This is a genomic window from Bradyrhizobium sp. LB13.1 (assembly GCF_054056815.1).
On the sequence record NZ_JBSRYQ010000001.1, the window covers coordinates 1,462,230 to 1,486,655 of the forward strand.

At 64.3% G+C, this 24,426-nt stretch carries 20 protein-coding genes and 2 pseudogenes; 15 read left to right on the top strand and 7 right to left on the bottom strand.

Annotated elements, in window-relative coordinates:
* Window positions 1-180: 180 nt before the first annotated feature.
* Together ACVWYI_RS06840 and ACVWYI_RS06845 are read left to right on the top strand one after the other, a co-directional pair.
* Entirely contained in the window at window positions 181-969 is a 789-nt protein-coding gene (locus ACVWYI_RS06840; protein WP_456661569.1) for a L,D-transpeptidase, read from the top strand.
* A gap of 16 nt (window positions 970-985) precedes the next feature.
* Window positions 986-1,639, top strand: a complete 654-nt coding sequence (locus ACVWYI_RS06845) for a DUF2865 domain-containing protein (protein ID WP_456661570.1) — start codon at window positions 986-988, stop codon at window positions 1,637-1,639.
* 66 nt (window positions 1,640-1,705) lie between these two features.
* On the opposite strand, the gene ACVWYI_RS06850 is transcribed toward ACVWYI_RS06845, so the two are convergent.
* Complete coding sequence (locus ACVWYI_RS06850; RefSeq protein ID WP_456651604.1) at window positions 1,706-3,799, bottom strand: methyl-accepting chemotaxis protein; 2,094 nt, start codon at window positions 3,797-3,799, stop codon at window positions 1,706-1,708.
* A gap of 275 nt (window positions 3,800-4,074) precedes the next feature.
* On the opposite strand from ACVWYI_RS06850, the gene ACVWYI_RS06855 reads away from it, so the two are divergent.
* Complete coding sequence (locus ACVWYI_RS06855) at window positions 4,075-4,230, top strand: Thivi_2564 family membrane protein (protein ID WP_007599832.1); 156 nt, start codon at window positions 4,075-4,077, stop codon at window positions 4,228-4,230.
* Between the two features lie 68 nt (window positions 4,231-4,298).
* Here ACVWYI_RS06855 and ACVWYI_RS06860 read toward each other — a convergent pair whose 3' ends face one another.
* The 3 genes from ACVWYI_RS06860 to cysD form a co-directional block, all read right to left on the bottom strand.
* A complete protein-coding gene (locus tag ACVWYI_RS06860) occupies window positions 4,299-6,464 on the bottom strand; it encodes a malate synthase G (RefSeq protein WP_456661571.1) in 2,166 nt (721 codons plus the stop codon).
* A gap of 298 nt (window positions 6,465-6,762) precedes the next feature.
* Window positions 6,763-8,679, bottom strand: coding sequence for an adenylyl-sulfate kinase (gene cysC, locus ACVWYI_RS06865; protein WP_456661572.1), 1,917 nt, complete (start codon window positions 8,677-8,679; stop codon window positions 6,763-6,765).
* Window positions 8,680-8,698: 19 nt separating this feature from the next.
* Window positions 8,699-9,493, bottom strand: a complete 795-nt coding sequence (gene cysD, locus ACVWYI_RS06870) for a sulfate adenylyltransferase subunit CysD (RefSeq protein WP_247344330.1) — start codon at window positions 9,491-9,493, stop codon at window positions 8,699-8,701.
* A 246-nt stretch (window positions 9,494-9,739) separates the two neighbouring features.
* On the opposite strand from cysD, the pseudogene cysG reads away from it, so the two are divergent.
* The 12 genes and pseudogenes from cysG (at window position 9,740) to ACVWYI_RS06930 (ending at window position 20,964) form a co-directional block, all read left to right on the top strand.
* Window positions 9,740-11,165 (top strand): annotated as a pseudogene (cysG, locus tag ACVWYI_RS06875) (siroheme synthase CysG).
* Window positions 11,162-11,479 carry a DUF2849 domain-containing protein gene (locus tag ACVWYI_RS06880; RefSeq protein WP_247343749.1) on the top strand — a complete coding sequence of 106 codons (318 nt, stop codon included), beginning with the start codon at window positions 11,162-11,164 and terminating at the stop codon, window positions 11,477-11,479. Before cysG ends, ACVWYI_RS06880 begins: the two are co-directional and overlap by 4 nt.
* Window positions 11,480-11,490: 11 nt before the next feature.
* Complete coding sequence (locus ACVWYI_RS06885) at window positions 11,491-13,146, top strand: nitrite/sulfite reductase (RefSeq protein WP_247446310.1); 1,656 nt, start codon at window positions 11,491-11,493, stop codon at window positions 13,144-13,146.
* Window positions 13,133-13,648, top strand: a complete 516-nt coding sequence (locus ACVWYI_RS06890) for a DUF934 domain-containing protein (protein WP_247343742.1) — start codon at window positions 13,133-13,135, stop codon at window positions 13,646-13,648. The genes ACVWYI_RS06885 and ACVWYI_RS06890 overlap by 14 nt, the downstream gene beginning before the upstream one ends.
* Window positions 13,645-14,376, top strand: coding sequence for a phosphoadenylyl-sulfate reductase (locus ACVWYI_RS06895; RefSeq protein WP_247343738.1), 732 nt, complete (start codon window positions 13,645-13,647; stop codon window positions 14,374-14,376). The genes ACVWYI_RS06890 and ACVWYI_RS06895 overlap by 4 nt, the downstream gene beginning before the upstream one ends.
* Before the next feature lie 112 nt (window positions 14,377-14,488).
* Window positions 14,489-15,503 (top strand): annotated as a pseudogene (locus ACVWYI_RS06900) (sulfate ABC transporter substrate-binding protein).
* A gap of 36 nt (window positions 15,504-15,539) precedes the next feature.
* Window positions 15,540-16,376: a sulfate ABC transporter permease subunit CysT gene (gene cysT, locus ACVWYI_RS06905; RefSeq protein WP_354103031.1), complete on the top strand. Its 837-nt coding sequence runs from the start codon at window positions 15,540-15,542 to the stop codon at window positions 16,374-16,376.
* 9 nt (window positions 16,377-16,385) lie between these two features.
* Complete coding sequence (gene cysW / locus ACVWYI_RS06910; RefSeq protein WP_456661573.1) at window positions 16,386-17,297, top strand: sulfate ABC transporter permease subunit CysW; 912 nt, start codon at window positions 16,386-16,388, stop codon at window positions 17,295-17,297.
* Entirely contained in the window at window positions 17,287-18,324 is a 1,038-nt protein-coding gene (locus ACVWYI_RS06915; RefSeq protein ID WP_247446314.1) for a sulfate/molybdate ABC transporter ATP-binding protein, read from the top strand. The genes cysW and ACVWYI_RS06915 overlap by 11 nt, the downstream gene beginning before the upstream one ends.
* Window positions 18,325-18,414: 90 nt before the next feature.
* Complete coding sequence (locus ACVWYI_RS06920; protein ID WP_456664489.1) at window positions 18,415-18,918, top strand: CAP domain-containing protein; 504 nt, start codon at window positions 18,415-18,417, stop codon at window positions 18,916-18,918.
* A 79-nt stretch (window positions 18,919-18,997) separates the two neighbouring features.
* Window positions 18,998-20,173: a DUF3734 domain-containing protein gene (locus tag ACVWYI_RS06925; protein ID WP_247446315.1), complete on the top strand. Its 1,176-nt coding sequence runs from the start codon at window positions 18,998-19,000 to the stop codon at window positions 20,171-20,173.
* 2 nt (window positions 20,174-20,175) lie between these two features.
* On the top strand, window positions 20,176-20,964 hold the full coding sequence (locus ACVWYI_RS06930) for a 3-hydroxybutyrate dehydrogenase (RefSeq protein WP_247446316.1): 789 nt from the start codon (window positions 20,176-20,178) through the stop codon (window positions 20,962-20,964).
* A gap of 46 nt (window positions 20,965-21,010) precedes the next feature.
* On the opposite strand, the gene ACVWYI_RS06935 is transcribed toward ACVWYI_RS06930, so the two are convergent.
* The 3 genes from ACVWYI_RS06935 to ACVWYI_RS06945 form a co-directional block, all read right to left on the bottom strand.
* A complete protein-coding gene (locus tag ACVWYI_RS06935) occupies window positions 21,011-21,835 on the bottom strand; it encodes a sulfite exporter TauE/SafE family protein (RefSeq protein WP_247343720.1) in 825 nt (274 codons plus the stop codon).
* Window positions 21,836-22,032: 197 nt separating this feature from the next.
* The gene (locus ACVWYI_RS06940; protein WP_456661574.1) at window positions 22,033-23,400 is read right to left on the bottom strand and encodes a flippase; all 1,368 of its coding nucleotides are present in this window, start codon (window positions 23,398-23,400) and stop codon (window positions 22,033-22,035) included.
* Between the two features lie 141 nt (window positions 23,401-23,541).
* Entirely contained in the window at window positions 23,542-24,381 is an 840-nt protein-coding gene (locus tag ACVWYI_RS06945; RefSeq protein WP_247343715.1) for a protein-disulfide reductase DsbD domain-containing protein, read from the bottom strand.
* Window positions 24,382-24,426: the final 45 nt, after the last annotated feature.

Here is a 24,426-nt window from a genome sequence, read left to right on the forward strand (position 1 = left end):
CCGCGTGCCCTATGAAATGAGAAACGTACCAACGCGCCACCGGTTCCATCGCCGCTTCGTGAAGAGACGCTCGCTTGACTGTGACTTGGCGGCCGCATCCTGCCGCGGAACTTATAGCGGCTCGACCGCGTTTATCGGATCAGCGCATCACCCTGATGCAGGCATCCAACGGGGCAGCACATGACCAAGTTCTCTGCAGTCCGACGCCGCTTTCCGCCGCGCCGCATCGCCGCTTTCGCCTTCACAACCGCTTTGCTGGCAGTGCCGTTCGGCACCGCGAGCGCGCAGACGCTGGGTTATACGTACCCGCAGGAGCAGACCTATCCGCAGGATCAGGGTTATTCGCAGGGCTATGCCAGGCCGGGTTATGCGAGTCAGGAGTCGCAGACCTCCGACGAGGATGCCGCATTGCCCGATCGCCTGCGCAAGCAGATCGTCAGCTTCGACCGGAGCGAGCCGGCCGGTACTATCGTCATCGATACCAACAACACGTATCTTTACTATGTGCTCGGCCAGGGCCGCGCCATCCGTTATGGCGTCGGCGTCGGCCGCGAGGGTTTCACCTGGTCGGGCGTGCAGAGCGTCAGCCGCAAAGCGGAATGGCCGGACTGGCACCCGCCGGCGGAGATGATCGCACGCCAGCCCTATCTGCCGCGCTTCGTCGCTGGCGGTCCCGGCAATCCTCTCGGCGCGCGCGCGATGTATCTCGGTTCGAGCGAATACCGCATCCATGGCACCAACGATCCCACCACGATCGGCAAGTTCGTTTCGTCCGGCTGCATCCGCCTGACCAACGAGGACGTCACCGACCTGTTTAGCCGCGTCAATGTCGGCGCCAAGGTCGTGGTGCTGCCGAAGAACGCACCGCTGATGGCGAGAGGCGGAGATTCCCTGCGCAAGCGCCCGGCACCGACGACGTTGCCTTCAGGCAGGCAGGCGCTGAACATTTCGACGTCGGCCGTGAATTAGAGTTGAGCGAGGTTACATGAAGAGACGTTCGATCGGCAAACTGGCAGGTGGCGCGGCGGCGTTCTTCGCCGTCGCCTCCTTCGGCCTCGCGCTGACGCCGTCGGCGCACGCGGAGGACTTTTTCTCGGCGCTGTTCGGCGGCTTCCGCGGGCGGCCGGCGCCGGAGATCCGCATGCCGTTCCCCGGCGATGACATGCCGCGATACGACACGCCGCGCCAGCGGGCCTCCTATGGCGGCGGCACGGCCTATTGCGTGCGCGGCTGCGACGGTCGCTATTTCCCGGCGCAGGGAAACGATGCGGAGAGCAAGGCGCAGTCCTGCAAGAGCTTCTGCCCGGCATCGGAGACTTCGCTGGTCTATGGCGGCAACATCGACGACGCCACGACGGACAAGGGAAAATCCTATTCCGAGCTGCCGAACGCCTTCCGGTACCGCAACGAGATCGTGACGGGCTGCACCTGCAATGGCAAGGATCCGGTCGGGCTCGCTCAGGTCAAGGTCGACGACGATCCCACCTTGCGCAAGGGCGACATCGTCGCGGGCGCGGACGGCCTGGTGGTCGCCAGCCGCAATGCCAACGACCGTCGCGGCGTCGCGATGAACTTCTCTCCGCTGCCGGACTCGGTGCGCGCAAGATTCCGCCAGGTGCCGGTGGTGGCGAAGGAGTAGGGGGAGCTCTTTCCACGTCGTCCTGGCTTTCTCCAGGATGACTGTGAGCGGATAGCGCCCGCAGCCCTACGCCGCCCGGATCTTGCCCAGGAAGTCGCTGACCTGATGACCGAGCTGGCGACTCTGCGTTTCCAGCGTTTCGGAGGCTTGCTTGACGTTCTCGGCGGCCCCGGCTGCGGTATCTGCGTCGGCCTTTACGCCGGAAATATTCTCCGAAACGTTCTTGGTGCCCTGCGCCGCGTATTGCGTGCTGCGGGTGATCTCCTGGGTCGCCGCGCCCTGCTCCTGTACGGCGGCGGCGATGGCGGTGGCGACTTCATTGACCTCGCCGATGATGCCGCCGATCGCCTGGATCGCGTTGATGGCATCGCCGGCGACCTTCTGGATGTCGGCGATCTGCTCCGAAATCTCCTCGGTCGCCTTGGCGGTCTGGCTCGCCAGTGACTTCACCTCGGATGCCACAACCGCAAACCCGCGCCCCGCTTCGCCGGCGCGCGCGGCCTCGATCGTGGCGTTCAGCGCCAGCAGATTGGTCTGTGCCGCAATGGTGTTGATGAGACCTACGACCTCGCCGATGCGTCCCGCGGATTGTGCTAGCCCCTGAACGGTGCTGTCGGTTTCGCGGGCCTGGTTGACGGCGCGGCTGGCGATGCCTGCGGCGTGCGCGGCCTGCTGGCTGATGTCGTTGATCGAGGCTGACAGCTCCTCGGCGGCGGCAGCGACGCTGTCGACGCTCATCGAGGCGTCGTTGGAGGCCTTGCCGGCGATTTGCACGCGGTCGTTGGTCTGGCGCGACACCGCGGACAGATCGCCCGAGGTCTTGCGCATTTCGCCGGAGGCTTCGCTCAATTCGCCGAGCGTCTTGCGCACCGCGCCCTCGAACTCGCCGACATAGGCCTCGACCGCGCGCTGGCGCGCGGTGGCGCCCACATTGCGCTCGCGCTCGTGCGCCTCGATCTTGAGCTTCTCGTTGGCCTGCTGCTTGAAGGTCTCCAGTGCGCCGGCAAGCGCGCCGATCTCGTCCTGGCGATCGAGATAGCCGCTGTCGACCGCGAGGTCGCCGCCGGCGACCTTCAGCATGGCATCGCGGATGGTGTTGAGCGGAGTGATGACGCGGCGGCTGACCAGCATGATTGCGCCGACGGCGAGCCCCATGGCGAGCGCTAGCAGCGTGAGCTGCACGATCAGGGCGCGCTGCGCGCCACTGCGCTGCTCCAGCGTATGCGTCCTGGCGGCGTCGAGCGCGGCTTCCGCTACCGCGACCGCGCTTGCCATGCGGCCGACCGTGAGCGGGCTCCACTGGTTGGCGGTCATCTCGGGCTTCTCGCTCTTTACCAGCGCGTCCGCAAGGCGGTCGCGCAAGGCCAAATATTGCGGCTCGAAATAGGCGGTCTTGGCAGCAGCCACGGCAGAGGTCAGCGCCGGTGCCAGTTGCATGCCAAACGTCGACAATTCCAGCGCCTTCCACATCGCCGCCGTGCCGCCGACATATTGGGTGTAGTTGTAGCGGCCCTCTGGCGTGATCTTCCCCGCCGCCAGCCCGGTCGAGACGATCAGCGAGGCTTCGCCTGCGGTGTTGCGCAGCAGCCAGGCGTTCTGCTTGATCGACAGCAATTGGTCGATCGTGGCGTCCTGATGGTTGACAGTGCCGGCTAGCGTGTTCGACAGCCTGTCGAGCACATCGAGCAGGCCTTGGGTCGTCTCCATGTATTCCTTGGTCAGGCCGGCCCGGCGTTGATCCTTGGCCTTGGCGACGTCGTCCCAGAACTGCGTTTGCTCCTCGATCAGCAGCTTGTAGAGGCGAGCCAGCTCCGGCACCATCGTGCCCGATTGCGGAAAGTCGATGCTAGGCAGCAGCTTGAGCGCGCGAGCCATCGCCGGCATCTGCGCATCGCGCAGGCTCCGCAGATATTTCTCGATTTCGGGGTCCATCGGCTCGGTCGCGTTCAGCAGCCGTGACGTGGTCGACCGGTCGGTGCGCAGATTGTGCATCGCCTTGAACAAATCGGCGGAGGCGTCGGCGATCTGCGAGATGCGGTTGGCGGTCCTGAGGCGATCCCACGACTCGTAGGCAGTAAGCGAGAGCGAGATCACCACACAGACCGACGTGATCGCGATCACCGCCTTCAGCAGCGCGGATACGGTCAGACGATTCAGCATCGAAGTCCCCAATTCCCGTTGCAAAGTTCGTGACGTCGCCCCGGGCAACATCGGAAAAGAGGGGCACGCAAGAATCGGCAATCGCATGCCGTTTGCGGCTCAGGACCCAAACGGTTTCTGCATCTGAAAGGAAAAGGGTAAAGTTTTAGGCAGGCCGGCGGATCGTAGAAGTACGTATTTACTAGAAGTTGCAGAGGGTTGCGGCGATGGAACCGGTGCGGGAGTTGCGCGTTGTGAAACCGTCAGCAACTTTGCCTAAAAGGGGGGTCCTAGCGATGCTGGTCGGCGTACTCGTCACCTTTCTCGTCGTCATTCTCGTGCTTTACCTCATCAACATGTTGCCGATGGATGGCCGAGCCAAGCAGATCGCGCGCGTTGTCGTCATCATCATCGGTATCGTGTCGCTGCTGAAATATCTCGCAGTGTTCTAGCGGACCGTGCTACCGCAAACAAGAAAGCCCCGGCGCGAGCCGGGGCTTTGGCATGAGACCGATCGGGCTCAGCCGTTGGCCTTGGCCTCGCGGCGGCGGGCGGTGAGGATGTATTCGGTGTAGCCGTTCGGCTGCTCGCGGCCCTTGAAGACGAGGTCGCAGGCGGCCTTGAAGGCTGTGCCGTCGAACGCCGGCGCCATCGGCTTGTAGATGGCATCGCCCGCGTTCTGCTTGTCGACCACGACCGCCATGCGCTTGAGCGATTCCATCACCTGTGCCTCGGTGATGACGCCCTGGTGCAGCCAGTTGGCGAGGTGCTGGCTGGAGATGCGCAAGGTGGCGCGGTCTTCCATCAGGCCGACATCGTGGATGTCGGGTACCTTGGAGCAGCCGACGCCCTGGTCGATCCAGCGCACGACATAGCCCAGAATACCCTGGCAGTTGTTGTCGATCTCCTGCTTGACGTCGTCGGGCGCCCAGTTCGACTTCGACACCGGAATAGTGAGGATGTCGGAGAGTTTTGCGCGCGGGCCGCCCTTGGTGAGCTCCTGCTGGCGCGCGGTGACGTTGACCCGGTGGTAGTGCAGCGCGTGCAGGGTCGCGGCGGTCGGCGAGGGCACCCAGGCGGTGGTGGCACCGGCCTGCGGATGGGCGAGCTTCTGCGCCAGCATGTCCGCCATCTTGTCCGGCGCGGCCCACATGCCCTTGCCGATCTGGGCGTGGCCGGGCAGGCCACAGGTCAGGCCCATATCGACGTTCCAGTCCTCATAGGCCTTGATCCAGGCCTGCGCCTTCATCTCGTTCTTGCGGATCATCGGACCCGCTTCCATCGAGGTGTGGATCTCGTCGCCGGTGCGGTCGAGGAAGCCGGTGTTGATGAACATGATGCGCTTGGAGGCGCGCTGGATGCAGGCCTTGAGGTTGACGGTGGTGCGCCGCTCCTCGTCCATGATGCCGACCTTGAGCGTGTTCTCGGGCAGCGACAGCATCTTCTCGACGCGGTCGAAGATCTCGCAGGTCAGCGACACCTCGTCGGGGCCGTGCATCTTCGGCTTGACGATATAGGCAGATCCCGTGCGGCTATTCTTGACCTTGGAGTTGCCCTTGAGGTCGTGAACGGCAAGAAGCCCGGACACGGCGGCATCGAGCAGGCCTTCGGGAATCTCCTCGCCCTTTTCGTCCAGCACCGCGTCGGTGAACATGTGGTGACCGCAATTGCGCATCAGCAGCAGGCTGCGGCCGTGCAGCTTGACCTCGCCCTTGCCATCCGGCGTCTTGTAGCTGCGGTCGGCATTGAGCGAGCGCGTCAGCGCCTTTCCGCCCTTCTCGAAATCGGCCGTCAGCGTGCCGTTCATCAGGCCGAGCGTGTTGCGATAGACCAGCACCTTGTCCTCGGCATCGACCGCGGCGACCGAATCCTCCATGTCGAGAATCGTGGAGACCGCGGACTCCATGATCATGTCGGCGACGCCGGCCGGATCGTCCTTGCCGATCGTGCTGCTGCGGTCGATCTTTACCTCGACATGCATGCCGTTGTTGACGAGCAGCACTGCGCTCGGCGCGGCCGCGTCGCCCTGGAAGCCTGCGAATTGCGCGGCGTTCTTCAGCGCGGTGGCGTTGCCGCTCTTCAGCTTCACCGCGAGCTGGCCCGCGACGACGCTATAGGCGGTGATGTCGGTGTGGCTGCCGGTCGCCAGCGGCACGGCGGCATCGAGGAACGCTTTTGCTTTCGCGATTACCTTGTCGCCGCGCGCCTTGTTGTAGCCCTTGCCGCTCTCGGAAGGATCGTGCGGGATCGCATCGGTGCCGTAGAAGGCGTCATAGAGCGAGCCCCAGCGCGCATTCGCCGCGTTCAGCGCGTAGCGCGCATTGGTCAGGGGCACAACGAGCTGCGGGCCGCAGATCTTGCCGATCTCCTCGTCCACATTGGTCGTCTCGACCTTCTGCGTCACCGGCTCAGGGACGAGATAGCCGATCTCCTTGAGGAAAGCGGTATAGGCATTGAGGTCGAACGCCTTGCCCTTGTTGGCGCGGTGCCAGTCGTCGATCTTGGCCTGCAGCGTGTCGCGCAGCGCCAGCAATGCGCGGTTCTTCGGCCCCAGCTCCTTGATGATGGCGGCGAGCCCGGCCCAGAACGCATCCGGCGCGATTCCCGTCTTCGGGGCCGCTTCCTTGGCGATGAAATCGAACAGGACGGGAGCGATCTTCAATCCGTGGGCGTCGACGCGTTCCATGATGGGCTTTCTCGTTGGAAATCGATGTTTTTGGCTGCTTTTGACCAGACAGCAGCAAAATGCGCCCCAAGGGAGCAGCTTTCGGGGCCTTATTAGCCCCAAAATCGGGGCCGTGAGAAGGCCCCCGACGTCTGTCAAAATGTCAAGGCGCGGTGGGCGGCCACGCACCGGCGTCATTCTCCGCGAAGGCGGGGAAATCTAGTACGCCGCGGCCTCTGGCTGAATCACTGCTGTCGGTGGAATCCGCCCTGGGTCGCCCGGTCAAGCCGGCCGACGACAGCGGAGCAGCAGCCCGGCTTCAAATATTCGCGGCGAGGTCCACGACTTCGTCGAACAGCACGCCGGTCGTCTTCAGCATCTGCTCGATCTCGTCGGCCGCCTCGGCGACCGTCCGCGTCGAGGTGTCGATCACGAGCTCGGCGGCCTGCGGCGTCTCGTAATCGTTGCCGATGCCGGTGAACGACGCGAGCGCGCCGGCGCGGGCCTTCTTGTAGTGTCCCTTGGGATCGCGCTCTTCGCACACGCCGGCCGGGGTCGCGACATGAATCTCGCGGAACGAAGTGTCGGCGATGCGGCGCGCGGCGGCGCGGTCCTCGCGGGCGGGCGAGACGGCGGCGACAATGGCGATATGGCCGTTGCGCGCGAGATGCGTCGCGACTTCGGCGAGACGGCGGATGTTCTCGCTGCGATCGGCGGCCGAGAAGCCGAGATCGCTGTTGAGCCCGGCGCGCAGCGTGTCGCCGTCGAGCAGGATCGGCGAGCCGCCATTCGAAAACAGCCGCCGCTCCAGCGCCTTGGCCAGCGTCGACTTGCCGGACGCCGGCAGGCCCGTAAGCCAGACCACGGCGCCGTTGTGCTGATAGCGCGCAGACCGTTCGTCGGGCCGCAGCGCGGATTCCACCGGCACGATGTCCACGGGCAGGGCGCGCTGGCCGGCATCGACCGACAGCACGAGGCCGCCGCCCGCGATGCGCCCAGACACCTCGATCACGATGCGGCCAGTGCGCGGGTTCTCGGTGTAGGGGTCGGTGGCAATCGAATTGGAAAGAGAGATGTCGATCTCGCCGACATGGTTACGGCCGATCGCCTTGTTCTCGACGCTCGACAGTTCGCCCGGATCGACGGCTTTCTCGATCGCGACGACGGTGGCGCGGCTTTCCTTGGGTCCGCAGCGCACCAGGAGCTGGTCGCCCTTGGCCAGCGGCTTGTCGTGCAGCCAGAAGATCCGCGCGCGCAACCGCCGCGTCTCACGCGGGGCGCTGTTGGCATGCGCGATGATATCGCCGCGCTCGACGAACAGCTCGCGGTCGAGCGTGATGCCGACCGAACGGCCCGCACCCTGGCGTCCCGCAACCGGCGTCACCGGCCAGCTCTCGACCGTCTTGATCCTGGCGATCTTGCCGGCCGGCATGATCACGATCTCGTCGCCGGCGATGAGGCTGCCGGATTCGATACGGCCAGCCACGATGCGGCGGTCGTCGAATTTGTAGATCGCCTGCACCGGCAGCCGCAGCGCCAGCGCCTCCAGCGGCTGGGCCGGCTCGAGCCTGTCCAGCGCCTCGACCACAGTCGGGCCCTTGTACCAGCCGATCCGGTCGGTGCGCTCGGCGACGCCGTCGCCGTCGCGGGCGGAAATCGGAATCACGGCCGTGGGCTTCACGCCGAGGCCCAGCAGATGCGCCGAGATCTCGTCGCTGATTTCGTTGAAGCGCTCGGCGGAGAAGTCGACGCGGTCCATCTTGTTGACGACGACCGCGACCTGCTTCACGCCGAGCAGATGCAAGAGATAGCCGTGTCGTCGGGTCTGATCGCGCACGCCTTCGAGCGCGTCGATGATCAGCACCGCGCCGTCGGCCTGCGAGGCGCCGGTGATCATGTTGCGCAGGAATTCGGCGTGGCCGGGCGCGTCGATCAGCACGATGTCGCGCGAATTGGTGCGGAAGCGGATCTGCGTGGTGTCGATGGTGATGCCCTGGTCGCGCTCGGTCTGGAGCGCATCGAGCAGGAATGACCATTCGAACGGCATGCCGCGCCGCGCGCTGACGGCCTTGAGCATCTCGAGCTTGCCGTCGGGCAGGCTGCCGGTCTCGTGCAGCAGGCGGCCGACCAGCGTCGACTTGCCGTGGTCGACATGGCCGACGATGACGATGCGGACTTGGGGCCGCGTGGTGCCGTTCGGCGTGGCGGGCGAAGCGGGGGTGACGATCATGTTCATACGGCGCTCGCGTCCTTGATCAGAGATAGCCGGCGACACGGAGGCGCTCGAAAGCGTCCTCGGTCTCGTGGTCGAGCGCGCGCCCGGCACGTTCCGGCACCTTGGTCTCCTCGAGCTCGACCAGGATCTCGTCGATGTTCGACGCCGTCGAAGCGACTGGATTGGTGATGTCCTGATCGCCCAGCGAGCGGTAGCGCTTGCCGTTTTGCGAGAGATAAAGCGGAATGATCGGGATGTTCTCGCGCTTGGTGTAGGCCCAGATGTCGGACTCGGTCCAATGCAGGATCGGGTGAATGCGCAGATGCGCGCCTTGCGGCGGCGAGGCGTTGAAATGATCCCAGAACTCCGGCGGCTGGTCGCGCACGTCCCAATTGCCCTCCAGGCCGCGCGGCGAGAACACGCGCTCCTTGGCGCGCGTCGCCTCCTCGTCGCGGCGGATGCCGGCAATCAGGCCGTCAAAACCGTATTTGCCGAGCGCCATCTTGAGACCCTCGGTCTTGCGCGCGGCGGAACGGGCGGCGGGGGGCAGCGTTGGGTCGACGGCATCGATGGGCGGGCAGGGCTCGACGCGCAGATCCAGCTCCCACTCCTTGCCGTAGTGATCGCGGAAGCGATACATCTCCGGAAACTTCTTGCCGGTGTCGACATGAAGGGCCGGGAACGGCAGGCGGCCGAAGAACGCCTTGCGCGCCAGCCAGATCATGACATTGGAGTCCTTGCCGAGCGACCACAGCAGGGCAATCTTCTTGAGGCGACCGAAGGCTTCGCGGAAGATATAGATACTCTGGGCTTCAAGCTGGTCGAGATGGTCCATGCTCGGGGCAAGGTCAGCAGAAAATTCTTTCGCGGGCGCGCGCACGGTGAATGCGGGGCTGCTCAGTCCGTTTGCTGCGGAATCGTCCTTGAGAAGATGCATCTCTGCCACTTTGCGTTTGGAGGCGAAAATTCTATAGTTGCGGTGCGGGAGAGAAGAAAAAATTTTCTCTTTGCGCGCTCGAAACGACACATATATAGAAAATAATTCCAGTCAACCCCGGATGGTGGGGGAAGCGAGTATCGCATGCGGTTCTTGCCGGTGTTTCTCGATCTCAAGGCCGGCCCGGTGGTCCTCATCGGCGCGGGTGAGCTTTTGCGCGCCAAGTTGCGTGTGCTCGCCGCTGCCGGTGCGCGCATTCGCGTGCATACGATCGACGGCAATCAGGACTTGGGTTTGAGCCCTGCGGACGCAGTGCGTATCGAAGTTGTGGCCGGCGATCCGCTCGCCGCCGATCTCGCCGGCGTCATCGCCATCGTTTGCGCAGGCGCGGGGGATATCGGTGTGGCGATGTCGGCCCGCGCCAAGGCGCTCGGCCTGCCCGTCAACGTCATGGACGATCTCGAACATTCCAGCTTCATCTTCCCTGCGATCGTCGATCGCGGCGATGTCGTGGTCGCTGTCGGTACCGGCGGAACGTCGCCGGTCGTCGCGCGGCGCGTGCGCGAAAAGATCGAGGCGTTGCTGCCGGCGCGGATCGGCGAGCTTGCCGAGTTCATCGGCGGCTTCCGCAAATCCATCAACGAACGTATTGCCGAGTTTCCGCTGCGCCGCCGCTTCTGGGAGCGCGTCATCGACGGCCCGATCGGCGCCGCCGTTCTGGCCGGCCGCAAGGGCGAGGCTGGAGCGGCGCTGAACAGGATCACCGATCCGTCCGCGTTCGCGCGCGCCGACAAGCCGGAAGGCTCCGTCGCACTGGTCGGCGCCGGACCCGGCGATCCGGATTTGCTCACCATCAAGGCGCTGCGCGCATTGCAGGACGCCGATACCGTCTTCCATGACGAACTGGTTTCGCCCGAAATTCTCGACCGCATCCGCCGCGACACCACGCGCGTGCCGGTCGGCCGCCGCGTCGGCAAGCCCGGCATCGGGCAGGACGCGATCAACAGGCGCATGATCGAGGCCGCGCAATCCGGCCAGCGCGTGGTGCGGCTGAAGGGCGGCGATCCCTTCGTGTTCGGCCGCGGTGGCGAAGAAGTCGAAGCCCTGCGTGCAGCTGTCGTTGCCCTATTCGATCATTCCCGGCATCACCGCAGGGCTCGGCGGCGCCGCCGATTTCGAGGTGCCGCTCACCTACCGTCATGAAGCGACCCGCATCACCTTCCTCACCGCGCACAAGGCGCGCGACGCGGAGACGGTGGACTGGTCGACGTTGACCGACGCAAAGATGACCGTCGTGGTCTACATGGGCATGACGGCTGCCCCCGCGATCCGCGCCGGCCTGTTTGCCGCCGGCCGTTCGCCGGAGACGCCGGTCGGCGTGTTCGCCCGCGTCACGCGTCCCGATGCGCAAGGCGCGATCGGCACGCTGCGCGACCTGCCCGAACTGGTGCGGCGGACCAACGGCGGCCCCGCCATTCTCATCATCGGCGATGTGGTCCGGCATGCCGGCTCGCTTCGCCGCCAAACCCCAAAGCAAATCATCTCTGACCTATTGGATGCAGCCGAATGACCTCCCCGCTTGAACAGAAGAAGATCAAAATCGCCGGCCCCTCGGTCGTAACCGCCAACCGTACCTGGGACGGCATCGTCGTTTACCGCACCGCCGCCATGAGCTGGTCCGCGGACCTGTCGGAAGCCGCGATCGTGCGCAACTCCGACGAGGCGAAAGCGTTGCTTGCGGAGTCTGTTGCCGATGACGTCGGCGCGATCGGTCCCTATATCGCACCAGTACAGGTCGGTGCGGACGGCAAGATCGAACCCGGAAATCTGCGCGAACAGATCCGCCGCACCGGCGTGACCATCGGACAGCCGGTACAGGTTTAAGGCGTTTTCTTATGTATGCTTACGATGAAATCGACCGCACGCTCGTCAACGAGCGCGTCTCGGAGTTCCGCGACCAGGTGAAGCGCCGCCTCTCCGGCGAGCTCACCGAGGACGAGTTCAAGATCCTGCGGCTTCAGAACGGCGTCTACCTGCAACTGCACGCCTACATGTTCCGCGTCGCGATCCCCTACGGGACGCTGGCATCGAACCAGTTGCGGGCGCTCGCTCATGTCGCGCGCAAATACGACCGCGGCTACGGCCATTTCACCACGCGGCAGAACATCCAGTTCAACTGGATCAAGCTCGCCGAATTGCCGGATGCGCTGGCTGATCTCGCCGAGGTCGGCATCCATGCGATGCAGACCTCCGGCAACAACATGCGTAACGTCACCTCGGACCAGTGGGCCGGCGTCGCGCCCGGCGAGATCGAAGACCCCCGCATCTGGTCGGAGCTGATCCGCCAGCACACCACGCTGCATCCGGAATTCTCGTTCCTGCCGCGCAAGTTCAAGATCGCAATCACCGCGTCGGACCATGACCGCGCGGCGATCAAGATCCACGATATCGGCCTGCGCCTGATCAAGAACGAGAAGGGCGAGACCGGCTTCGAGGTACTGGTCGGTGGCGGGCTCGGCCGCACGCCGTTCATCGCCAAGACCATCAAGCACTTCGTGCATGGCCGCGACATCCTCAGCTATATCGAAGCGATCCTGCGCGTCTACAATCAGTACGGCCGCCGCGACAACATCTACAAGGCGCGCATCAAGATCCTGGTGCACGAGCTCGGCATCGAGAAATTCTCGCGCGAGGTCGAGGAAGAGTGGCAGCACATCCGCAACTCCTCGCTCCAGATCGACGACGAGGTGATCGAGGACATCCGCTCGCGCTTCGCCTACCCGTCCTACGAGAAGCTGCCGCACATGCCGGACCAGCTGCGCCAAGCCGCGGCCGATCCTGATTTCGAGGCGTGGCGCAAGAACTCGGTCGCCCCGCACAAGGTCCAGGGCTATTCCATCGTCACGATCTCGCTGAAGCCGATCGGCGCGCCTCCGGGCGATGCCACCGCAGAGCAGATGGATGCACTGGCCGATCTCGCCGACAAATACTCATTCGGTGAGATTCGCGTCGGCCACGAGCAGAACCTCGCTCTGCCGCACGTTGCCAAGCGCGACCTGCCGGCCCTGTGGAAGGCGCTGGACAAGCTCGGGCTGGCGACACCGAACGTCAATCTGATCACCGACATCATCGCCTGCCCGGGGCTCGACTATTGCTCGCTGGCGAATGCGCGCTCGATCCCGATCGCGCAGGAATTGACGCGGCGCTTCGCCAATCACGAGCTCGCCAATCTGATCGGCCGTCTCCACATCAACATCTCCGGCTGCATCAATGCATGCGGCCATCACCATGTCGGCCATATCGGCATTCTCGGCGTCGAGAAGAACGGCGAGGAAGTCTACCAGATCACCATCGGCGGCCGCGCCGACGAGAGCGCCGCACTCGGCAATCTGATCGGCCCTGGCGTCAAGTTCGACGAGGTCGCCGACGTCGTCGAGGACATCGTGGAGGCCTATCTGGCGCTGCGCGAGCGGCCGGAAGAGCTGTTCATGGACACCGTAAAGCGCCTCGGCGTCGAACCCTTCAAGGAGCGCGTTTATGCCACTCGTTAACGGCGGAAAGATCGTCGACGACAGCTTCGTCAAGCTCGCCGTAGACACGCCGCTGCCCGAGGGCGGCGACATCCTGGTGCCGGCCGAGCGCTTCGTCGGCGAGGCGGATGCGTTGCTCAAGCGGACCGGCAAGATCGGCGTGATCTGGCCGAATAATCGCGACATCGCCGAGCTGGTGCCGTATCTCGGCAAGATTGCCGTCGTCGCGCTGGTGTTCCCGACCTTCCGCGACGGACGCGCCTACAGCCAGGCGCGGCTGCTGCGCGAGCGCTACAATTATCGCGGCGACCTGCGTGCCACCGGCCAGATCCTGCGCGACCAGTTCGTGTTCATGCTCCGCGCCGGCTTCGATTCCTTCGACGTCAAGAAGCAGGCCGACGCGGAAGCCTTCATGCAGACCGCGAAGCGCTATTCGGTATTCTACCAGCCGACCGGCGACGGCCGGATCACGGCACTGCACCGGCGCATGCAGCTGCGTCACTCTGAGGGTGTCGGCACGTGAACGCAATCGCGCCTCAGGTTCCGTCGATGTCCGTCTCTGCGCTGCCCTCAGCGGAGGAGCTCGATCATGCCCTACGCGATGCCTCGCCCGCTGAAATCATTGCCGCTGCGCTGAAGACGGTCGGGCGCGAGAAGCTGGCGCTGGTGTCGTCCTTCGGCACGGAATCGGCGACGCTGCTGAAAGTCATGGCTGACGTCGATCCGGCGATTCCCGTGATCTTCCTCGATACCGGCTGGCTGTTCGAGGAGACGTTGGCCTATCGCGACACGCTGATCGCGACGCTGGGCCTGACGGACGTCCGCTCGATCAAACCTGCCGAAGAGACGCTGTCGCGCGAAGATCCCGACCGCGACCTCTGGTTCTCGGATCCCGACGCTTGCTGCCGTATCCGCAAGGTCGAGCCGCTGGCGCGTGCGCTGAAACCGTTCGATGCGTGGCTCAACGGCCGCAAGCGCTTCCAGGGCAGCACGCGCGCCGACATTCCGGTGGTCGAGGACGACGGCGCGCGGTTGAAGTTCAATCCTTTCGCCAATGTCTCGCGCGAGGAACTCGAGGCGATTTTCGCCCGCGCCAAATTGCCGCGCCATCCTCTGGTGGAGTCCGGTTTCCTGTCGGTTGGGTGTATGCCTTGCACGAGCAGAACGGCTGAAGGCGAAGACGAACGCGCCGGTCGGTGGCGCGGCCGGGCCAAGACAGAATGCGGCATCCACACGATGAAGATTTCGTAGCACAGTCGCGCTGCCCGGCTACGAACAAGAAAATCCGGTTCCGTTGACTTAAGCCCGTTTGGATCCGAGTTATGCCTGCAGGTCTTCGCTGACACCGACGTCATCGAAGTGAATGGAGATGGACATGATGCGCCGTATCGTTCCGCTCGCTGCAGGACTTCTCGTGACAGGCTTGCTGGCAAGCTCGGCTCTCGCCGCCGACATCAATCTGCTGAACGTATCGTATGATCCGACGCGTGAGCTCTATGCCGAGTTCAACAAGGCGTTCGCCAGTGCCTATCAGAAGGAAACCGGCAAGAGCGTCGAGATCAAGCAGTCGCATGGCGGCAGCGGGTCGCAGGGCGCGCGCTGTGATCGACGGATTGCAGGCCGACGTGGTGACGCTTGCGCTCGCCTACGACATTGACGCTATCGCGGGCAAAGGCCTCACGGCGGCCGACTGGCAGAAGCGGTTGCCGCAAAATTCATCGCCCTACACCTCGACCATCGTGTTTCTGGTCCGCAGGGGCAATCCCAAAGGCATCAAGGACTGGGACGATCTGCTCAAGCCGGGTGTCGCGGTGATCACGCCGAACCCGAAGACGTCGGGCGGTGCGCGCTGGAATTATCTCGCGGCTTGGGGTTTTGCGCAGAAGAAATACGGTTCAGTCGACAAAGCGAAGGACTTCATCGGCAAGTTGTATCAGCAGGTGCCGGTGCTCGACACCGGTGCGCGCGGCGCGACCGTGACCTTCGTCGAGCGCGGCGTCGGCGACGTGCTGCTCGCCTGGGAGAACGAGGCCTATCTGGCGCTGAAGGAATTCGGTCCGGAGAAATTCGAGATCGTGGCGCCGCCGCTCTCGATCCTGGCGGAACCGCCGGTGACCATCGTCGACAAGGTTGCCGATAAAAAAGGCACCCGCAACGCCGCCGACGCCTACCTTCAATATTGGTATACCAAGGAAGGTCAGGAAATCGCGGCACGCAACTTCTATCGTCCGCGCGATCCCGAGATCGCCAAAAAATATGAAAACTCCTTCGCAAAGGTCGAGCTGTTCACGATCGACGATGTGTTCGGCGGCTGGACCAAGGCGCAGAAGGAACATTTTGCCGACGGCGGCGTCTTTGATCAGATCTACAAGAACTGATCGGGCGCTGGCGAAGGGGCGTTAACAGGGGGCCTGGTGAGCGCAGTCGCAGCACGACGCCGGACATTGCCGGGCTTCGGTCTCACGATGGGACTGACGCTTTCCTGGTTGTCGATCATCATCCTGATTCCGCTCGCCGGGCTGTTCCTGAAATCACTGGAGCTGAGCCTGGAACAGTTCTGGGCCATCATCTCCAGCCGCCGCACCCTGAACGCGCTTCGCGTCTCCTTCGGGCTCGCGTTTGCGGCGGCCTGCGTCAATCTGGTGATGGGCAGCATCATCGTCTGGGCGCTGGTGCGCTACCGCTTCCCCGGTCGGCGACTGTTCGATGCCATCGTCGACGTGCCCTTCGCGTTGCCGACGGCGGTCGCCGGCGTCGCGCTGACCGCGTTGTTCGCCGAGAAGGGTTGGCTCGGCGCGCCACTTGCGGCGGCCGGCATCAAGGTGGCGTTCACGCCGCTCGGCATCTTCGTCGCGATGATCTTCATCGGCATTCCCTTCGTGGTGCGCACGGTTCAACCGGTGCTCCAGGATCTCGATCCCGAGATCGAGGAGGCCGCGGGCAGCCTTGGCGCCAGCCGCTGGCAGACCATCATCCGCGTGATCCTGCCCTCGCTCGGGCCGGCGCTGCTCACCGGGCTTGCGCTCGCCTTCGCCCGCGCCGTCGGCGAATACGGCTCGGTGATCTTCATCGCCGGCAATCTGCCGAACGTGTCCGAGATCGCGCCACTCCTGATCGTGATCCGGCTGTCGGAGTTTCGTTATGCCGACGCGACCGCCATCGCTGTGGTCATGCTCGTCGTGTCTTTCGTCATCATCTTCGCCGTCAACCGGCTCCAGCGCTGGGCGCGGAGCCGGATCCCGGCGCGCTGAGGGCGGATCATGACGATGCAGATCGCTGATTCCGTATCACTCTCGGCCCCCGACGCCAAGGCACGCGCGCATGCGGCAGCTGCGCGGAACAGCCTTCGCACCGAACCACGCGCGGTCCGCATCATTATCATCGCGCTGGCGATGATCTTTCTCTCTGTCTTCGTTGTGCTGCCGCTGGTGGTCGTGTTCGCGCAGGCCTTCTCGAAGGGAATCCTCGCTTATCTCGCCGCGCTGGCCGACCCGGAGGCGTTGTCCGCGATCAAGCTGACACTGGTGGTAGCCGCGATCTCAGTCGGCCTCAACCTCGTGTTCGGTCTCGTCGCGGCCTGGGCCATCGCGAAGTTCGAGTTTAGGGGCAAGACCTTCCTGATCACGCTGATCGACCTGCCGTTCTCGGTGAGCCCGGTGATCTCGGGCCTCGTCTTCGTGCTGCTGTTCGGCGCGCAGGGCTATTTCGGGAGCTGGCTGCGCGATCACGACATCCAGATCCTGTTCGCCGTGCCCGGCATTGCGCTCGCGACCACCTTCGTGACCTTCCCCTTCGTGGCGCGCGCGCTGATTCCGCTGATGCAGGAGCAAGGCACGCAGGAGGAGGAGGCCGCGATCTCGCTCGGCGCCTCGGGCCTGCAGACCTTCTTCCGTGTCGCGCTGCCCAATATCAAATGGGGCGTGCTCTATGGCGTCCTGCTCTGCAACGCGCGCGCGATGGGCGAGTTCGGCGCAGTGTCCGTCGTCTCCGGCCATATCCGCGGCGAGACCAACACCATGCCGCTCCTGGTCGAGATTCTCTACAACGAATACCAGTTCGTCGCGGCGTTCGCGATCGCATCGCTCCTCGCAATGCTGGCGCTGATCACGCTGATCGCCAAGACCGTTCTCGAACATCATCTCGACGAAGGACACGACGCAAGTGACCATTGAAGTCAGGAATCTCGTCAAGAAGTTCGACAGCTTCAAAGCCCTCGATGGCGTCGACCTCAAGGTCGACAACGGCGAGCTGCTGGCGCTGCTCGGCCCGTCCGGTTCCGGCAAGACCACGCTGCTGCGCATCATCGCCGGCCTCGATTGGCCTGATTCAGGTGACGTCGCCTTCAACGGCGAGGACGCGCTGGCGCAGGGCGCGCGCGAACGCCACGTCGGCTTCGTATTCCAGCACTATGCGCTGTTCCGCCACATGACGGTGTTCGAGAACGTCGCCTTCGGCCTCCGCGTGCAGCCGCGCGCCATCCGCAAGGATGAGTCTACCATTCGTGCACGCGTCAAGGAGCTGCTTGATCTTGTGCAGCTCGACTGGCTCGCCGACCGCTATCCGAGCCAGCTTTCGGGTGGCCAGCGCCAGCGCATCGCACTCGCCCGCGCGCTCGCTATCGAGCCGCGCATCCTGCTGCTCGACGAACCCTTCGGCGCGCTCGACGCCAAGGTGCGGAAAGAGCTGCGCAGATGGCTGCGGTCGCTGCACCACGAGATCAACGTCACATCGATCTTCGTCACCCATGACCAGGAGGAGGCGCTGGAAGTCGCCAACCGTGTCGTGGTGATGGACAAGGGCAGGATCGAGCAGATCGGTTCGCCCGACGACGTCTACGAAACTCCGGCGACGGCCTTCGTCCACGGCTTCATCGGTGAGTCCATCGAGCTGCCGGTCAAGATCGAAGGTGGCGTCATCAGGCTCGGCGATCGGCCGCTGCGGCTTGCGGCCGACGGCCTTGCGCCTGGCGCGTCAAGACTGTTCGTGCGGCGACACGACATGCTGGTCGGGCCGCCCGGCAGCGGCGCTTTCGAGGGCGCGGTTCAGCACGTCCGGAATTTCGGCCCCGTGCAGCGGGCCGAGGTCGCCCTGTCAGGCGGCGAGACCATCGAGATCGACGCCCCCCGCGACAGGGAACTGCGCGCCGGCGATACGATTGGCCTGGAGCCCCGCCGCTACCGGATATTTGCGGGCGCCTGAGCCGGCTCGACGGGTCAATTTTTCTTCAATATTCACCTTTCAGCCACGGTTGCTATGCAACAACGGCCCCTGATTTGGGGGCTTCTGTTCATGCGCGCCGCGGCCGCGATACTCATCACTTTGCTGCTCGCCGGCTGCGCCGGCAACGAAGCGCCGGTCCAGCAGCCGTCCATGTATGCCGATATGTCCGTCCCCGGCACCAAGCTCGATGCGCAGGCGGCTGCGATCATGATCTCGCAATACCGCCAGAATAACGGGCTCGGCACCGTCGTGATCGACCCCGATCTGATGCGGCTCGCCGAATCCCAGTCACTGGCCATGGCGGCGGCCAACAAGATGGACCATGACGTCCGCGCGCCGCTGGCCAAGCGCCTCAGCGCCGGCAGCTATCCGGCGAATGTTGCGGTTGAGAACGTCTCGGCCGGCTATCATACGCTGGCGGAAGCGTTTTCCGGCTGGCGCGACTCGCCCCCGCACCGCGCCAACATGCTCAAGAGCGGTGTCACAAAATTGGGCATAGCGGCGGGTTATGCTCCCGGCACCAAATACAAGGTGTTCTGGACCATGATCCTGGCCTCGACCGACCCCCGATAAGCCAGACTTGATCCCGGGATGCATTGACGCCGCGGCGAAACTGTCGCCACGGTGGCTCGCCTTTTGCTACTGTTCCCACATGACAGATCATAGCCCGGAAATCGCAACAGTCCCCGCGAATGCGCAACGCGTCCTGGTCCTCCAGGGCGGCGGCGCGCTCGGCTCCTATCAGGCCGGCGCCTATCAGTCGCTCTGCCATGCCGGCTTCGAGCCGGAATGGGTGGCCGGCATCTCGATCGGCGCGATCAACGCCGCGATCATTGCCGGCAACGAAGGGCAGACGCGGGTCAAGCGGCTCAAGGAATTCTGGGAGATGGTCTCCGCGCCGGTGCCGTGGAAGCCGATCGGCAAGAGCGATCACAGCCGCGAGCTGTTCAACTCCAGCAGCGCCGCGCTCATCGCAACGTTCGGCGTGCCCGGCTTCTTCGTGCCTCGCCTGCCTCCGGCGCTGCTCTGGCCCCCCGGCAGCCCACAGGCGCAGAGCTACTACGACACCGCGCCACTGAAGAAGACACTGGAGCGCCTTGTCGATTTCGACCGCATCAATGACTTGAAGACACGGCTGTCGGTCGGTGCGGTCGGCGTCACCTCCGGCAACTTCAAGTATTTCGACAATTACGAATTCAAGAAGCGTGGCAAGAAAATCGGCCCGGAGCACATCATGGCCTCCGGCGCGTTGCCGCCGGGCTTTCCGTCCGTCGTGATCGACGGCGAGCATTATTGGGACGGCGGCATCGCCTCCAACACGCCGCTCGACTACGTGCTGGACGCCGAGGTCGACCGCGACCTCCTGATCTTCCAGATCGACCTGTTCAGCGCCCGCGGCGATCTGCCGACGTCGCTGCTCGAGGCCACCGAGCGCGAGAAGGACATCCGCTTCTCCAGCCGCACGCGGATGAACACCGACAAGAACAAGCAGGTGCACAACGCCCGCAGGGCCGTGCGCGACCTGATTTCCAAATTGCCCGATTATCTCAAGAACGACCCTTCCGTGGAATTCCTTGCCAAGGTATCGCGCGAAAGCACTGTTACTGTGGTGCACCTGATCTACCGCAGCAAGAACTACGAATCCTCGTCCAAGGATTACGACTTCTCGCATGTCGCCATGGTCGAGCATTGGGAAGCCGGCGTGCGCGATGTGCATCTGTCGATGCGCCACAAGGACTGGCTCGAGCGGCCGCAATCGGGCGAGACCATGGTGACCTACGATCTCACGGGGGACGTCACCGCGCCCCCGCCAAAAAGGAGCGAATGAATATGGGTAGTCTGTCAGGCAAGAATGCCGTCGTGACCGGGTCGACCAGCGGCATCGGGCTCGCCTATGCGCGCGCCTTCGCCGCCGCCGGCGCCAATGTCGTCATCAACGGGTTCGGCTCGCCGGAGGACATCGAGAAGGAGCGCGCCAAGATCGAGTCCGATTTCGGCGTGAAGGCGGTCTATTCGCCTGCCGACATGACCAAGCCGGCCGAGATCGCCGGGATGATCGCGCTCGGCGAGAAGAGTTTCGGTTCGGTCGACATCCTCGTCAACAATGCCGGCATCCAGTTCGTCTCGCCGATCGAGGAATTCCCGCCGGAGAAGTGGGATCAGATCATCGCGATCAACCTGTCCTCGGCCTTCCATGCCATTCGCGCCGCCGTGCCCGGCATGAAGAAGAAGGGCTGGGGCCGCATCATCAATACCGCTTCCGCGCACTCGCTGGTCGCCTCGCCCTTCAAGTCGGCCTATGTGTCGGCCAAGCACGGCATCGCCGGCCTGACCAAGACCGTGGCGCTGGAGGTCGCGACCAGCAAGATCACCTGCAACTGCATCAGCCCCGGCTATGTCTGGACGCCGCTGGTAGAGAGGCAAATTCCCGACACGATGAAGGCGCGCAACCTTACGCGCGAGCAGGTGATCAACGACGTGCTGCTCGATGCGCAGCCGACCAAGGAGTTCGTCACCTCCGAGCAGGTCGCGGCACTCGCGCTGTTCCTGTGCGGCGACGATGCCGCGCAGATCACCGGCACCAACCTCTCGATCGACGGCGGCTGGACCGCGGAGTAGGGGACTACGGCTGGCGAATGGCGGAGCCGAGCTCCGCCATTTTCGTTCAGTGTGTCCAGGCCAGCGCCGTCACGAATGCCGAGGACAGGTTCAGCTCGGCGAACATGATCTTGCCGGCGACCACGAACAGCACGCTGGCAAGTGTCAGGCGCAGTACCGTCTCGGGCACGCGCGTCGCGCTGAAGCTGCCGACGATGATGCCGGGCAGCGAACCCAACAGCAGCACGCCCATCAGCGCCCAATCGACGTCGCCAAGCGCCCAGTGCCCGATTCCGGCGACCAGCGTCAGCGGGACCGCATGGGCGATGTCGGAGCCGACGATGGTCGCCATCGGCAGGCGCGGATAGAGCAGCAGCAGGACGGTGACGCCGACGGCGCCGGCGCCGACCGATGAAATCGAGACCAGCACACCGAGCACGATTCCGGTGACGACCGTCGCGATCGCAGTGGTGCGGTCATCGACCTGCTCCAGGCGCCGCCGATAACGCTCCATGATCGCCTTGCGGAAGATCAGCGAGGTCGCAGTCAGCAACAGCGCAAAGCACAACACCAGATTGACCAGGCCGCGCTCGGAATCGCTCTTGAGGTCGAGCTTCCACAGCACGAGCAGCGTCAGCGCGCTCGCCGGAAGGCTGCCGCAGGCGAGCCGCAGCACGGCCGGCCAGTGCACGCTGCGCGACCAGCCATGCACCACGCTGCCGCCGGTCTTGGTGGCGGCCGCATAGAGCAGGTCGGTGCCGACCGCGGTCGATGGATGAATGCCGAACAGCAGGATCAGCAGCGGCGTCATCAACGAACCGCCGCCGACGCCGGTCATCCCGACCAGCAGGCCGACGCCGAAACCGGAGGCGACGTAGAGTGGATCGATCATGTCCGGGGAATCTTAGGTTTATCTCGTCAGTTGGGCAATATGACGTAGAATAAAATTTCCCTGAGGCGCAACCGGTTGGGAGCAATAAGAAAAATCGTGCTGCATGCCGACGATAGGTAGGCATTTCTCTTTGTTCCCGGGCCTGCTGCGAAACAGCCGTTCCCCGAGGGCAGCACGCGAGGGCAGGTGTGAAGCGCCTATTTACCGAACGCCAGCACGTGCAGGCCGAGGCGCTGTCGCACGATCCAGAACAGCAGCACCGTCTCGAAGCAGAGCGAGATCGAGGTCGCGGTGGCGGCGCCATGACCGCCGTAGCGCGGCACCAGCGCGATGCAGAGTACCAAGTTCATCACAAAGGCCAGCGCATAGGCCAGCGCGCAGATCTTCTGCTGCCCGAGCATGTTGAGCAGGCGTTCGACCGGGCCGATCGCGGAGCGCACCACGAGCCCGATCGCGGCGACGAACATGATGTCGTAGCCGACCACGAATTGCGGCCCGAACAGCCAGAGCAGCGGCTTGCCGAGCGCGAGCAGCACGATGGTCGCCGCCAGCGACGGCCAGAACGTCCAGTTGATGGCATGCGCCACGTAAGCCGACAGCCGCACCTTGTCGCCAGCTGCGTTGTATTCAGCGAAGCGATGCGCGGTGGTCGCCGACATCGCGTAGTGGATGAAGGAGACCAGCGCCAGCGTCTTCACCACGGCGAAATAGACGCCGACCTCGTCGGAGGGGCGGAACTGCTGAAGCACCAGCACGTCGGTATAGGACAAGAGCAAGTAGAAGCTTTCGACCAGCAGGATCGGCAGCGAGACGGCGAGCCAGCCGCCGATGTCATAAGCCTTGGGGCCCGGCTCGATGTGATTGGCAAGCTTGCGGTTCAGCACCATCATCTGCCCGGTCATCGCGATCCACACCGCGCCGGCGCTCGCGACCATCGCGGCGACCGCGCCGAGATGATACCCGAGCAGAAAGGCGCAGGCCGTGATGCCGATGATCAGCGCCTGGCGGATGATGAATTGCGGCATCAGGCCGAGCTGCATCCAGTCATGCGAGCGCGCGATGCCGTCCTGGGTGTTGGCGACGACGAAAGCGGGCAGCGTCATGCAGCCGATATAGAGCGGCAGCACCTCGGCCGGATCGATCCAGGGCGACAGCAATTTGACGATACCGGCAAGGCCGAGCGACGCCAGCGCGGAGACGGCAAAGGTCAGCCAGCGGCTGCCGGAGAGAAAGCCGCGCAGCAGCGCCTGCTCGCCGCTGGTGCGGTACTCCGGAATGATTTTTTGTGCGGAGGCCGAGATGCCAAAATCCATCATGCTGCCGAGCAGCAGCACCCAGGTCCAGACATAGACGTAGACGCCGTAGTCGGACGTGCCCATCCAGCGCGCGAGGAGGACCTGCGAGAAATATGCAAGGCCCGCGCTGATCACCCGGATGATGAAGATGGTGCCTGCCAGCCGCCGCGTCAGCGACGCCTCGCTCGATCCGCCCGTCAATTTTTCGCGCAGCCGCGCGATCAGGCCGGCAGGTCCGGTCGTTGCGGGTTCTGCATCCATCACGGCCAATTCGAAGGATCCCCGGGGCGCACGCGCATGCTGCGGCAGCCTTGCTGCAGTAGCCTTGGGGATTAGCAACCATTCGTTAAGATTCGGTTGGGTGTTTCCGTCGTCTCCCCCGTGCGCAATTGCGCACGGGGAGGACGACGACTACTCCAAATTCGTATTGAACTCGTACGACTTCTGCGGCCCGACCAGCGTGAACTTCAGCGCGGCGCCGTCGGGCTTGGCGCCCGGTGGCAGTCCGTCGAGCTCGAAAGAAAATCGCTTCACGCCGGGCGGGCTGGGCTCGACCGGCGCGGGGATCGGCAACGACCAATCCGGCGTCGGGCCTTCCACGAACAAATTGACGTTGCCCGCATCCGGCGTCACCACGTCGACCACCACATTCTTGGGCCCGTCACGCTTGACGTCGCGGATGGTGATCGGGTTGGGATCGCCGATATTGGCGGGCTTGGGCACGGTGTCGAGCGCCGCACGCAGATTGGCGTCCTCGGTCGACGCGACGCTGTTGAAGCCAAGCTCGGCCTTGGCCTCGACCGGAATGCAAAGCTTTTCGCACACGGCGTAATTGATCTCGGCGCGCAGCGTCACCGGCTTGTCGGCCGCCTTGGCGATGATGCGCAGCGGCAGCACGATCTGGTCGTGATAGCCGATCGAATGGCCGCCGGCGCCGTCGTCGAACTTCAGCGGCGCCGGCCACATCACCGTCACCGCTTCGACATTGTCAGACTTCGAGAAATCGAAGCGCGGCGGAACGCCGGAATCGCCCGGCATGCGCCAATAGGTTTTCCAGCCGGGCTGGATCTGGAAGGCGATACCGCCGAGCAGGACGGCGCCGCTGCGCGATCCCGCGAGCAACCGCACCGCGGAATGTCCGTCGCGCTGCCACGGCGATGCGTCGTCGGCATGGGCCGCAAGCGCCAGCGATGACACAAGCAGGGTTGTCGCGACGCCAATCGCCGCATGCAGGGGAACTCTTGTCAGCATGATACGTCTTTACAGGGTCACCCCGGGGCAAACCATTGAATTGCT

What these genes read in the sequence shown, in the direction of transcription:
- ACVWYI_RS06935 (WP_247343720.1), bottom strand. Translation starts at nt 21,835, where the DNA reads ATGATCGATCCACTCTACGTCGCCTCCGGTTTCGGCGTCGGCCTGCTG.
- ACVWYI_RS06855 (WP_007599832.1), top strand. Translation starts at nt 4,075, where the DNA reads ATGCTGGTCGGCGTACTCGTCACCTTTCTCGTCGTCATTCTCGTGCTT.
- ACVWYI_RS06840 (WP_456661569.1), top strand. Translation starts at nt 181, where the DNA reads ATGACCAAGTTCTCTGCAGTCCGACGCCGCTTTCCGCCGCGCCGCATC.
- cysW (WP_456661573.1), top strand. Translation starts at nt 16,386, where the DNA reads ATGACGATGCAGATCGCTGATTCCGTATCACTCTCGGCCCCCGACGCC.
- ACVWYI_RS06925 (WP_247446315.1), top strand. Translation starts at nt 18,998, where the DNA reads ATGACAGATCATAGCCCGGAAATCGCAACAGTCCCCGCGAATGCGCAA.
- cysC (WP_456661572.1), bottom strand. Translation starts at nt 8,679, where the DNA reads ATGAACATGATCGTCACCCCCGCTTCGCCCGCCACGCCGAACGGCACC.
- ACVWYI_RS06860 (WP_456661571.1), bottom strand. Translation starts at nt 6,464, where the DNA reads ATGGAACGCGTCGACGCCCACGGATTGAAGATCGCTCCCGTCCTGTTC.
- ACVWYI_RS06845 (WP_456661570.1), top strand. Translation starts at nt 986, where the DNA reads ATGAAGAGACGTTCGATCGGCAAACTGGCAGGTGGCGCGGCGGCGTTC.
- ACVWYI_RS06880 (WP_247343749.1), top strand. Translation starts at nt 11,162, where the DNA reads ATGACCTCCCCGCTTGAACAGAAGAAGATCAAAATCGCCGGCCCCTCG.
- ACVWYI_RS06945 (WP_247343715.1), bottom strand. Translation starts at nt 24,381, where the DNA reads ATGCTGACAAGAGTTCCCCTGCATGCGGCGATTGGCGTCGCGACAACC.
- ACVWYI_RS06930 (WP_247446316.1), top strand. Translation starts at nt 20,176, where the DNA reads ATGGGTAGTCTGTCAGGCAAGAATGCCGTCGTGACCGGGTCGACCAGC.
- ACVWYI_RS06885 (WP_247446310.1), top strand. Translation starts at nt 11,491, where the DNA reads ATGTATGCTTACGATGAAATCGACCGCACGCTCGTCAACGAGCGCGTC.
- ACVWYI_RS06890 (WP_247343742.1), top strand. Translation starts at nt 13,133, where the DNA reads ATGCCACTCGTTAACGGCGGAAAGATCGTCGACGACAGCTTCGTCAAG.
- ACVWYI_RS06850 (WP_456651604.1), bottom strand. Translation starts at nt 3,799, where the DNA reads ATGCTGAATCGTCTGACCGTATCCGCGCTGCTGAAGGCGGTGATCGCG.
- cysD (WP_247344330.1), bottom strand. Translation starts at nt 9,493, where the DNA reads ATGGACCATCTCGACCAGCTTGAAGCCCAGAGTATCTATATCTTCCGC.
- ACVWYI_RS06920 (WP_456664489.1), top strand. Translation starts at nt 18,415, where the DNA reads ATGCGCGCCGCGGCCGCGATACTCATCACTTTGCTGCTCGCCGGCTGC.